The sequence below is a fragment of the Nocardia altamirensis NBRC 108246 genome (genome assembly GCF_001612685.1).
Classification (GTDB): Bacteria; Actinomycetota; Actinomycetes; order Mycobacteriales; family Mycobacteriaceae; genus Nocardia; species Nocardia altamirensis.
Window position 1 is genome coordinate 1 of record NZ_BDAY01000137.1, and the last position, 12,098, is coordinate 12,098.

General features: G+C 61.5%; 8 protein-coding genes and 1 pseudogene. 2 read left to right on the forward strand and 7 right to left on the reverse strand.

Translation table 11 applies throughout. The features are described 5' to 3' along the window. A pseudogene (locus tag NA11_RS42980) lies at nucleotides 1–1,844 on the forward strand (MobF family relaxase); the annotation flags it as partial. A 170-nt stretch (nucleotides 1,845–2,014) separates the two neighbouring features. Here the strand turns inward: NA11_RS42980 and NA11_RS42985 are convergent. From NA11_RS42985 to NA11_RS43005, 5 genes are all read right to left on the reverse strand, one after another. Continuing rightward, nucleotides 2,015–3,340, reverse strand: coding sequence for a hypothetical protein (locus tag NA11_RS42985; protein WP_069167882.1), 1,326 nt, complete (start codon nucleotides 3,338–3,340; stop codon nucleotides 2,015–2,017). A gap of 362 nt (nucleotides 3,341–3,702) precedes the next feature. Next, a complete protein-coding gene (locus NA11_RS42990; protein WP_069167883.1) occupies nucleotides 3,703–5,505 on the reverse strand; it encodes a coiled-coil domain-containing protein in 1,803 nt (600 codons plus the stop codon). A gap of 33 nt (nucleotides 5,506–5,538) precedes the next feature. Next, complete coding sequence (locus NA11_RS42995; RefSeq protein WP_069167884.1) at nucleotides 5,539–6,084, reverse strand: hypothetical protein; 546 nt, start codon at nucleotides 6,082–6,084, stop codon at nucleotides 5,539–5,541. A 159-nt stretch (nucleotides 6,085–6,243) separates the two neighbouring features. Further along, the gene (locus NA11_RS43000) at nucleotides 6,244–6,714 is read right to left on the reverse strand and encodes a DNA-directed RNA polymerase subunit beta (protein ID WP_069167888.1); all 471 of its coding nucleotides are present in this window, start codon (nucleotides 6,712–6,714) and stop codon (nucleotides 6,244–6,246) included. A gap of 5 nt (nucleotides 6,715–6,719) precedes the next feature. Next, nucleotides 6,720–7,139: a hypothetical protein gene (locus NA11_RS43005; RefSeq protein WP_174567805.1), complete on the reverse strand. Its 420-nt coding sequence runs from the start codon at nucleotides 7,137–7,139 to the stop codon at nucleotides 6,720–6,722. 229 nt (nucleotides 7,140–7,368) lie between these two features. Between NA11_RS43005 and NA11_RS43010 the strand changes: the two genes are divergently transcribed. Then, the gene (locus NA11_RS43010) at nucleotides 7,369–8,601 is read left to right on the forward strand and encodes a helix-turn-helix domain-containing protein (RefSeq protein ID WP_167837863.1); all 1,233 of its coding nucleotides are present in this window, start codon (nucleotides 7,369–7,371) and stop codon (nucleotides 8,599–8,601) included. Nucleotides 8,602–8,777: 176 nt separating this feature from the next. On the opposite strand, the gene NA11_RS45370 is transcribed toward NA11_RS43010, so the two are convergent. Both NA11_RS45370 and NA11_RS43015 read right to left on the reverse strand, forming a co-directional pair. After that, a complete protein-coding gene (locus tag NA11_RS45370) occupies nucleotides 8,778–10,118 on the reverse strand; it encodes a PIN-like domain-containing protein (protein ID WP_167837864.1) in 1,341 nt (446 codons plus the stop codon). Nucleotides 10,119–10,507: 389 nt separating this feature from the next. Continuing rightward, complete coding sequence (locus NA11_RS43015) at nucleotides 10,508–11,926, reverse strand: hypothetical protein (protein WP_069167887.1); 1,419 nt, start codon at nucleotides 11,924–11,926, stop codon at nucleotides 10,508–10,510. Nucleotides 11,927–12,098 lie beyond the last annotated feature (172 nt).

Consider the following 12,098-nt stretch of genomic DNA (forward strand, 5'->3'; position numbering starts at 1 on the left):
CGATAGTGCGTTTCGCCAGTCGCGGGGAAGCGTTGGCATCCGCAGGAATACGCATCGGCGATCCGCTCGCGCTTGCCTGGTACCTCGACCACAGCCGCATCCACGCCGGACACCTGGGCAGCGTCTACGAAGACGCCTACCAAGGCTGGGCCGCCGACACCGCGCAAGGCGCGCATGCGGTCATGCTCGCCCCGACCCGCGACATCGTGACTGCCTTGAACATGCGTGCCCGCGCGGAAAGGCTCGCCCGCACCGGCACACTCGCCGGTCCCGATGTCGTACTCGCGGATGGGTTGGTGGCCTCAGTGGGTGACACTGTGCGCACCCGCCGCAACGACCCCCGCCTACGTCTCGGCGAACACGACTGGGTCCGTAACGGCTACACCTGGACCATCCGCGAGGTTCATCCCGACGGCACACTCACCCTCGCGCGGCGCGTCCATGACCGCGACACCACCACTGTCGTGCGCCTGCCTGCGGAGTACGTGTTCGAGCATCTGCATTTGGGTTACGCCGCCACGATCGACTCCGCCCTGGGCATCACCGCCGACACCTGCCACGTCGCGCTGTCCGGGCGCGAGTCGCGCCAGCAGTTCTACGTGGCGATGACACGCGGACGCCTCGCCAACCACGCTTACCTCGCCACCGCCATGGCCGGAGAGGAAGGCGACATCTACACCCTGCCCGCCCACTACCCCCGCACCGCCGTCGAACACCTACACCACGTCCTCGACCGCGACGGCGCAACCAAATCAGCCCACACCGCACTGCGCGACGCCCTCGACCCGACCCGCCGCATCGGCCGCGCCGTCGACATCTACCTCGACACCCTCGCCATGACCGCCGAAAACATTTGCGGCGCACAGCGACTCGACACCATAGACCGCATCGCCGAACAAGCCGTACCAGGGTTGACCGACAGCCCCGCCTACCCGATCCTCCGTCAGCACCTGGCGATGCTCGCCCTCTCCGGAGCCGACCCGATCACCGCACTACGCGCCGCGATATCCGGCCGCGAACTCGACACCGCCACCGACCCCGCCGCCGTGCTGGACTGGCGACTCGACCCCACCAGCGCGCACTCGGCCGGACCAGGCCCGCTCCCATGGACACCCGGACTGCCCACCACCACCCCCGACACGCTCGACCCCGACACTCTCGCACCCGTGCGAGCCCGCCAGCAGATCGTGACCGAACTCGCCACCCAGATCAGCGACACCGCCCAAGCGTGGACCCCGACCACCGCCCCCAGGTGGGCGCGAAACCTCCTGCAAGACCCCGAACTGCTTGCCGACCTAGCGATCTGGCGCGCCGGACTCCGCATCCCCGACACCGAGCACCGCCCCACCGGACCGACCCGCCACACCACCATCGAACGCGCCTATCAGCAACAACTACAACGCCGAATCCTCGACAACGACGCCAACACCCAACTACCCCAACACTATTGGGCCGCAACCGTCGCCCGCATCGACCCCCGCATCAGCACCGACCCCACATGGCCCATCGTTGCCACCTACGTCGACGCGGCAGCCCGAGCCGGAATCGACATCCAACACCAACTCACCCACTCCGCACAGCAACGACCACTGCCCGACGAGATGCCCGCCGCCGCACTCTGGTCACGCCTGGAAATCGACGAAAACGACCTCACCTCCCGCCAACCCGGCCCCACCCCCAGCTTGGACGACCAGCCCGAGCCCGACCCGGCCGGGCAGGGAATCGCGGCCGCCATCGACGCCGCCGACCTCGGCCACCACACCGAATACGCCGACAACTACGGCGCCGACGAGTACGACCCCCACCAGTCACAACCCGACACAGGCCACGACATCGACTGGTAGACCCTCGATCCGAGGGGCCGACGAGCAGATCTTTACTCGCCGCCAAAGGCACACAACCCGGTTGTCGGCGAATATGGCAACTGCTGAAACTTGTATCGACTGAGGCCAGCCGACAGACTCTCGATGCGACGAACTAGATCATGGCTAACCATGGGCGAGATCGGTCCCACTCATGAGCGCGGTATCGGGAAAACGTATTGACCTGCGGCAGACCGGGGGTCAACAACGGTTGTCAGCATCGGGAGTCGCTTGTACTTCATCTGGCAATCAGTTGATTGATCGAACATCGGGTGACCGATAACTGACGAGCGAGGCGCGCGAATGAAGCTCAAGACCGCGGCTCGAGCAAGATCGGACAGCAAGGCGACGCGCATGCTGCTCGGCGTTCCCAGAATGGCCATGCCCGACGCCGACAAGGCAAGTCCGGTGTGAGTAGGAGTAGATCGCATTTCGTAGATCCGATCGACGAGGTCCTGTCGTTGACGATTGACCCCTCCTCGCCTCCGGTATTCGAAAGCTTGCTCGACATTGTCGTGCGCGAGGAGCGCATCTACCGCATATGGGCAGAGGTCGATCAGTGACTTCTTGAATCGAGTTGTCACCTTGTCCTTTCCCCATTCGGGGCGTGGTGCGATTAGTGCCTCGATCGCGGTCACAAACAGCATCACGGCGACGTCCGGTGTGGTTTGTTTGAGTGCCGCGTGGTAGGCGAGCAGGGCACCGCGAACTCGGAGCGCAGCATCCAGGCCACCCAGCACGAACAGGTCACCGAATACATTCAAGGAGACGGAATCTCGCGCGAGCCCCAGTATTTCCGGGCTGTGTCTGCGTGCAACGGCTCGTTCGACGTAGACATCCTTTGCTGGAAACTGTGGCACCTGGTAATCAACTGGACGGCCGGTGGCAAACGCGCAGATCGCCGCGACCACTTCGGCGCATCCCGCAGCATTGCGCTGGGACCACTCGCTGGGTCCAGGCCCTGGGGCAAAGATGGTCACCCGCACCTTGCTTGGTGGTGCCAAGAGCAGAGGCGTATTGCTCAAGAGCCCTTCCTCGAAGTCGAGCAGGATTTCGTCACCCAGCCGACAGCTGCCCTCGATGTGGACTTGATCGCCCAAAAGGCGCATGAAGTGTGCTGCACCCGATCCGAAGTCAAGCTCGGTCAGCTTCATCTCAACGCTGTAGATCACTGGTGTTCCGAGGTCCTGCGCAGCGACCCTGGCCAATGCGCTCTCAAGGATCGACTGAACGGTGTCGCTCTCAATGCCGTTCGACGCCATTATCGAGATGTCCAGCCCTGACCAGCGTAGGACGAAGTGGTCTCCCTCTGGGGCGCCGACTGTGACAGTACGTCCCTCACTGTCGCCATTCGTCCCCCATTGCGGGTTGTCAAAGCGCGCGCGGGACAGATCAAGAACCCACGCCTCGAACAGCCTTTGAGCCGTGTCACCGGGCAGCCCGGCCGGGTCGATGTGATACTGCGGAGCCGGATCCATCCACTAAGCGTGAACTAGCCGCCCCGGAACGGTCAAAGAACACGCACGATCATCGGATTACCGCGTGGTAAAGCTGAGCGATGGATGCTCGGTGGCTGAGCCTTTGACCTACCCGCTGTCAGCATTCGTGAACATCTCGGACGTGGCACGGCTGGCGACACGTAGCCGGGATCCGCGAACGAACTACGTCACCGTCCGCGAACAGAGCCGCACGAAACGGCGAGTCGCAGTCGAATATTAAGTGCGACAGAAGAATTCGCTAAATCTACCCGGTCTGCGTGAGCGGTACCCCAGGCGGGGCACCTAGACGCGCTCCGGCACAGGATTTCCTTTCATCGGCTACCGGCGTGGGTTGGTGGCCTTCATCGGTCCCGTCCTTCCCGCTCCTTCGCTTGCCTACGTTCGAGTTCGGCCTGTCGCCCGCGCTCTGCCACATCAGTTTCGGGCTGTTTAGGACCACGGTCTCGTATGTCTGGCTGGGCAGGTTGGATGTGGGTCATGTTGCGGATGGCAACGGGGTCGTAGCCCAACTCTGCCAAGCGTGCTGCTTCACCTGCTTGTCGTGCGGCACTCTCTAGCGGAACCCTCACCTGCCGTCCATCGATCTGCATCACCCACTGACGAGTTTCCCGCTCGTAGGTCACCCGGCCTTCCTTGGCTGCGCGATACACCTGGGCATTGAGGTTGCTGTCACGCTCTGGATCCAGCCGCAGAGCGTTCACCGCTTCCCGGATCACTTCGGGGTCTCGGGTGGGCTGGTTCGCAGCTTTCCCGCCAACCCGTTCGATCAGCGCGTTATGCCGCTCGATCTCTGTGCCCATCACTCGGGCGTTGGCTTTGGTCTTGACGTGGTTGTCCACGTTGAGCAGATGTGCTCTTGTTGCGGCGTCACGCTGCTCTCGTGCTTCGTCCAGCCGCCGCACCGCCTCATCGACATGATCGGGTCCCAAACCAGCCTGTTCCAGCGCTTCACGCTCGGCTTCACGTTCGGTCTCTTGAGTCGCCTGTAGCTGGTAGGTGAGCCGCGCGTGGGCTCGTTGAAGATCAAGCTCCTCTTGCCGGTCGGCATTCCGCGCGAGCGCTTGGGCTTGTTCGAGTGCCCGGTCGCGCTCCTCGCGGGTGTTCGGTCGGGCACCTTCGGCAAGTTCTTCTGCGGCACGGTCGATCTCGCGGTCGACCGCGCCCAGCGACGCAAACAAGGTCTCCGTGCGTTCGTCTCGGGTGACGGCCTGTGCCTGCTCCACGAGCAAGGCTTGGCTGATCTTGAGTCTCGCCTTCTCCCTGGCGATTCGGTCGTAGTCCTGGATCACGCGTTGGTCGACCCTGACCAGTTCCGCCAAATCCTCTCGTGCGGCGACCAACACCCGCAAGGGAATCGGTTCACCTTGCTCACGCGCCTGCTCGATCTCGGCGATGAAGTTCCGGATCGCGTCCCGCGCGACGGTCAACGTCGGATTCTCGCGGAGCTGTTCGATTGTCGCTCTGAGCTTTTCGACGGCGTTCTGTTGCACGATGGGCTTACCGATGGCGACTGTCTGCTCGAAGACCTCCCGCCCGACCTCGTTGACAATGAACCGGCCCTTGAACCGCTGTTCCAACTCGGCGGCGCGCTGCGCCACTTCGGGATCGAGCAGGTCGAGCGAGGGAACCGTGTACTCGGACCGTTCGACGAGGTTGTTCGCCAGCAGGAACTCTTCCTTCTGGAGCTGAAGCAAGCCTTCCTCGCGAGCGACGTATCCGGCTTTGTACTCGTTGTTGTGTACAAGTCGATCCCGACCCAACAGTTTCTCGACCTGGGCGACGTCGATCCGTCGAAAACTCAACGGCGTCTTGATCGAGTACTCGTACACCCATCCAGCCTCGGGGGTCCGATCCTGCATGGCCTGCATGCCGTACATGAACGCGTCGTGCAGTTCGCGGCGGTTCCCCCATTTGTCCAGCTCATTGCGCCAGTCGATCGGGTTGCGGATGCTGTGCAGTTCTACCGAGTCAGCTTCGCGGCCAAGGGATTTCGCAGCATCGGCGATCTTCCCTTGCACGTAGGCGGCGTGCCCGGCGTCTCCCGCTTCGGTGAGCCCGCGATCACCGATCGGTGCTGAACCCGCAGGCCCCGACGATGGGTCAGGAGCGTCGTGTTCGGGTGGTTGCTGGTCGTCGGCGCTCATCGTGTGCGCCTCCGATCAGCGGATGCACCGAGCTCAGAGTCCGGCCCTGATCTTGAGCCAAGCGTCGTGAGAAGGTCGGCCTGCGGCGACCCACTCCAGATGGTTGTCCATCGCGTGACCGTAGGCGGTTTGAATGAGTTCGCCGGACCGTTTGTCTGCGGCGTGAGCAAGTAGCCCCTCAGGGTCGACCCACACCGGGGCTGATGGGAGTTCCACGACCGGTCCGTAGTGGGCTTCCTTGCCAGGAATGGGCGTGGGTTCGGCCCACACCCAGAAGCCCTCCAGCGTGACCGTGTAGACGTGTCCGATACCCCGCGCCAATCGGTCGATTTGGTTGCGCTGCTCAGGGTTTGGATCGAGGCGGGGGTTCGGGAAGTAGTCCAGAACAGCGTGCTCGATAGCACGCAACCCGTCCACCGTCCAAGGATCATCCAGCCGCGCGAGTGCGGGAACGTCATCACGTACGAGGCGGTCGAGGTCGCTATCTGACGCGGCGAGCCACGCCAGGAACTCGGGGGATCGCTGACGTTCTGCGTGCTGCTGCTGTACTTCTGCGGTGTGGGGCACGAGATCCTCCATGTCCGGCTCCTTCCAGGGGTGACTTCGATCATTAGCATTGTCCCTGCTCATTCCCTGTACTACCTGTTCCATCCGCATTTGAGCGGTGGCTTTCTGCGTATCCGCTGTGTTGGAGCAGCGGATCGGGTTTGTCGACGACACTGATGCACGCCATACCGGTCACGGCAGCAGCGACGGGCAGGACCTCATCGCCTCGACCACCGCCATGCCTGACGGACGAAATCCATCGCGAGGACTGTTCACCCACACTCGATACGTCATGTGCCGGTCGTAAGGGGACGGCAGCACGACCTCCGCACCCCATCGCGCGACAGATGCGTTTCTGCGGAACAGCTCTGCGAACAGTTGCACCTCGTCCGGGATGTCGGGGCGCACCAGGAATGTCCACCGTTTCGAGCGCGGATGCGAGATGACCGGACCGATTCGGCTGTGTCGCGACAGCATGTATGCCTTCACCGGCGCCGCAAGTTCAGCGGGCATCGTGACCGCGCCGACACTGCCCGACGTGAACACGATCCGTTCTACATCGGGGCGCACGCGCGCCGGAAGGCCGCACACCTCCCGATAGAACCGGCACCGTGATGCCAGCGATTCAACCGCGACAACGGGAAGAACCTCAGTCTCGTCCATGCGATTCACTCAGTCCCGCCGAGCGGTTCCGGCCGTCCCGAATCCCGCTCCGCTACTCGAGCCTTCTGCTCGGCCATGCGATCCGTCAGCCGCACCGAATCCTGTTCGACCATGCGAGCTTTGAGTTCGGCGATGCCATCCGCAGGCGACAGCTCCGCAATGTTCTCTCGGACTTCGACGGTGATCCAGCCCGCCGTTTCCATCTCCGCGAGCAGCGCGGCGAGCTCGCTCACGGAAGGCGTGTGCACCTCGAACCACAGAATCTTGCCGGTTACTCCGTCCGCCTTCATCGGCGGCGGCGGCCCACCGGCAGAGAACTTCGCCAGCTGCTCAGGGGTGCCGTAGTGCTGATACCACGCCAACTGACCGAAGTAGTGCTGCTGTAGCGTCGCATCGTCGTGGCCGATCTCATCGCTCAAACCCATCGCTTGCGCCTCCCTGGTCGCTCGTCGGTTGAACACACCGGCTCCGAGGAGGCGCATACATCGGCGGGCAGTAGAAGCGGGCCGGTGTACCGACTAGGTAACGCCATCTACTCTGGGGCAGGTACAGGAATAGCGTGGTCGCATAACCGAGCGAAACTGTCCCGCTGCGGGACACCTGATGAGTGCGATCAGCATGGAGACAGCAGTGCCGTCCAGGAAGAGCACGCACATGAGCGAACAGGTTGATCAGGACGAAGGGCGCTACGTCGGCCAGCAGGTCCGGGTTATCCGCGCACGCCGAGGTATCTCACAGAAGGTTCTCGGCGACAGGATCGGCTTGTCTCGCGGAGCTATTGCGAAGTACGAGAACGGTGAACGTCCCGTTGACTCCAGGAAGCTTCTTCATGCTCTCGCGCAAGCCCTCGACGTCAACGTTGCCGATCTCACCGGGCACGATCAAGACAGGCTCGATCGTTCTGTCATCGGATTCCACGCAGCAGTGCCAGACATTGAGACAGCGATCTGGACTGAGGGAAATGCGACACCTACCCTCCAGCCCCGAAGTCTGACCGAACTTGCCGCCGCCGCCAGACAGGCCATGCAACTGCGGATCGCCTGCGACTACGCGTCACTGGGACCGATGCTCGCACCAATGCTCACTGACTGCTACCGGCATACACGAGAGACATCGGGGGCCGAGCAAGAGACAGCCTGGGACGTTCTCGCAACTGTCGCTCATACAACAGCGGCAGCCTTGAAAGCCCGCGGCTACCCGGCCTTGTCGTGGACTGCGGCCCAGGAAGCCGATCGCGCCGCAGAGCATATCGGCGGCACCGCTGCGTTTGCCTCGGCCGCGTTCAATCGCAGTCAGGTCTTGTTCGCTCGACCCGGCTCATGGACCAGCGCACTGGACTGTGCAGTGACTACGGCCGAACGACTCGACTCTGATGTTCGCACCCTTGGCGAAATCGAAACGCTCGGCATGTTGCACCTCCAAGCGTCTCTCGTAACCGCCGCCCTCGGCGGCGACCCTGGCGCGCACCTCGATGAAGCCGCCGGACAAGCCCGCAGGCTGGCGAGTGCCGAGCCAAGCAGGTCCATCCTGCGCAACCCCACCTTCGGAAGCGCGAACGTCGAGCTGTGGCGGATGTCGTCGGCGATGGAGCGACGAGAACCGGGCGACGTTTTGCAACTGGCTGCGCGCCTTGATCCGGAACAGCTTCCGGCAGCTGGCCGGAAAGCGCAGTACTTCGTAGAAATTGGTCGCGCCTACGCGGTCAAGCGGGATTACCGTGCCTCTCTCAACGCGCTGCTGCGTGCTGAGCACGCCGCACCCCAGCATGTTCGGGGCATGAACATCGTTCGGGAGTTGGTCGGCCATATGATGCGACGAGCCCGCCGCGATCTCACGACGGGAGACCTCGGCCGCCTAGCTCACCGAGTCGGTGCGTCCCCGGCCTAAAGCCCGGCACTATAGGGCTGCCGCGCCCCTCCGGGGCTTGCCACACAACTGTAGTGCTTAACCCGATCGTGACCCCGACCGGCGAGGCGATGTCCTCCCATCGCAGCCCGGCGCGCCTGCGTACAGACACCAGAAGCCGGTCCGATTGCCGGATCCGCATTGAGGCCACAATACGGCTACGGGCCTAAGCTCTCGATCAGGCGCTCTCGACATGGCTCATCGGTACATTCGAGCCATTCACGACCTTCTCGGCTGATCAGAATTAGCCTGCTACCGCACGCATTACAGTTCTCGGGATATCTCACTGCCTTCTCTTCGCCCGTTCTCCGATCAACTAACGGGCCAACGATTTGATATCCCTCACCGAAATTGCCGGGAACCCTTTTTAGGGTCACGTAATCCTTATCTAGTATGCCGGAATTATTTAGCCACTCGCGACTCGGGATTGAAACAGCCACCATTTCACCCAGTGGTGCTAGTTTCTCATCCAAAAGATCAATCACAAATATGGGCAATCGTGCGCCATTTGACGAGTTCGCAGTTGCGTAATACTTGATTTTCCCAGCTAGCAGACCGGTCTCACCGACTTTATGGGTTGATTCGATAGTTCTAATAGTATCCTCCGATACGGTCGCTCTTAGATGTTTTCTAGCCAAACGCAGAAATCCATCAAGCGTTGTTTGATGATAATCCTGGCCTGAGAAGTCGCGCATTTCTCTGACCAGCCGCACATCAGGGCCAACGATCTGCCCGCGCACCTTCTGATATGCATCCTTCACGTCGTCGGTAATATAGAGCATAGGAGTGCTGGAGTTTTTGGCGACGTCCAGAAGCTCGAACCAGATTAGACAATCGCCGGTCGCGTCATCTTTCGATACATCCGCATAGCCGGGTGGCCTGCCTGCGGCTATGCGCTCGTTGGCTAGAACTTTCCTCTTTTCGTACTCTTCGTCGCTAGGTCGATTCCCTACCCGATCCTCGATCAGGATTTCATCCAACGCGGCGCGTACGGGATCGGATGCTTTGACTACCTCGAAATCAATTGTGTGCTTTTGGCGGATCTTCGCCAACGCAGAGCGCATGTTGTCCACACACTTGGACTGTGCCTTGTTGAGAGATTCAATTGCGTTATCGAATTCCCATTCGATCGCTGTTCGAACCTCGCGGTCCCGTACCTCTTTTACGGCCTTGCTTCGGAGTTCCGCGACTCCCCGAACGTACTCCGCGTGAACTGCATCGAATCCGCCGTCTGCGAGAGCGGCGATGGTTTCGTGTACCTTTTGCTGAGTCGACGCAACTGCTAGGCGGTTGCGCTGATACTCAAGAGCTGCTTGATATGGCACCCAAATTCGGTGGGACACCATTTCGAGTACCTCTAGTATTTGCTTACGTTGTGAGTCGCTAACACGGTAGAGGGCGAGCAAAATATTTGCATCGAGCGCGATGGTGGCAGACGTGAGGAACTCACGAATCTCGCCTTCGCTGGGTCTGTACCACTCGTCGAATCTGGATTTCACTACTAGTGTCCCAACTCTCCATACTTCCCGTTGCAATCACCGAAGCGGAAGGGCCTCAGACGCTTCGGCTCTGAGGTAGTTCGAGCCCTTCTGGATGTCTGGGCCTCATCAACATCCTCACGTGCTATGCCCCCTCACATACAACGCATCAGCGAAGAGGCCGGGCGCTCCCGAGCCCGAACACTCGTATCGCATCGACGGAATACTGTATCGCGTGCTGTCGACCGGCGATGGCAAAAGCTCACCTCGATGTACTAGCAAGTGTTTGACCGAAATGTCACCCCGGCGAGTGGTTCCTCCTCACACTCCCTATGGCCGGAGTTGCATACAATGCGCTAGCTGCGCCGGACTGCACGATCACACACGGTCAGTGCCCCTACCACGGAGGTTTAGCTCGCAGGTTGTCGCTTCTCGCCGTCGGTGTATCCATCCTCCGCCAACTGCTGTCCCAGGGCGGGATACCGGTAGTGGTCGCTGTCGTCGTTCTCGCCTGCCTTGCGTCGGACCTCTATCAGGAAGCGGTGGAATGTCTCGTTGCGTGCTGCACCCAACGAGGATGTTGCTGCGTACAGCAGGACGGCTGTACGGGGCATTTCCGTCGCAGTGCGGCAGTTGACATTCTGGGCCCAGTTATCGAGGGCTGCTGTCAGGTCTCCGAGGCGCAGCCAGTTGCCTAGTGCGAAGCGCACCAAGAGTCGACCAGCGACCTCGGCATCACGCCAGTTCCCGACGGTTTCCAGGATGCCGAGCAGTGCTGGCACGAAGTAATAGCCAATTCGCAATTCGATAATGCGCATCTGAAGTGAATACATGTAGCGCAGAGACTCGAATATATGCTCCAGGACCGGCATTTGTGCTCGTGCGCGGTCGACGCTCACCGTCGCGAGCGCGGCTATGACCTCCGGGGAACTCTGCGATTCCGGAGTGCCGGGCAAGGCCATATCCAGCAGGTGCTTCGAGAGGCGTTCGGTCAGTGGGTCATCGATGATGTCCCAGAAGTAGTCCTGATCCGCGAGCCGCGCGAGCCCGCGGAGTTGAGCATCCGCGCCGAGCTTGTTGAAGTTCTCAGCCTGCGCCGCGACGGCGTCTCGGACCATTTGTCGGTCCCGTTGCGCGAACGCCACCAGGACTGCGGCAGATCGATCGGCATAAACCGTCGGCAGAACCGAACCGGCAGGTAGTTCCAGTAGGGCGTGCTTGGCGGCCAGTTTCGCGATGTTTCGGCGGGCAGCCTCGCGTACCCGGTCGTAGAAGGTGGCTTGAATATGGCCGACTGCCTCGGCGACGAATCCCGGATCGCAGGTGTAAGCGAGATACGCATCCATGACTGCTCGGCCCTGAGTAGCCGGATGGACCAGCAGTATGGTCAGCGCGTTTGCCAGGTGTGCGCGTGCCACTTCCGGTCGCGGATCGAATACCTCACCGTATGGGCGCAGTGACGGGTGCACACTTAGATTGCGATCCTCACGGATCCGTTCGAGATCCCGCTTGCCTACACTGTCGATCAACTCAAGCTCCAAGGCCGTGCCCAGAAGCATGTTCTCAACGACTTGCATCTGCTTCACCCCCTCTGTCGTCACACCATCGACTTGCGCGGCGCTCACCTGATTGCGAACGATGGCGGCTTTGCCCTCACCGTCATCAGCAAGCTGGGTGATCTTGGCGATGAGATCTGTCGTCACAGCCGTCCATGTCGAGGAGATGGCGGCACGGTACGCCCCGGCGTTGTAGCAGCGATACGCCTCGGCCATGAGTGTCCGGGCATCCGGGTTGCGCACCTCGGTCAGCAGTTGTTCTAGTTCACGCACCGGTGGACCTCTCCCTGGTTCGTTATACGGTGAGCGAGACCAACGACCGGCTGGAAGATCGCAACATACACACATGCCGCCGAATTTTGTACCACGTCGACCTCCGCGCAAGAAGTCCCTCAACGCCCATCTATTCTCACCGTAGACTTGAGGAAGTTTTCGATCTAGCGAC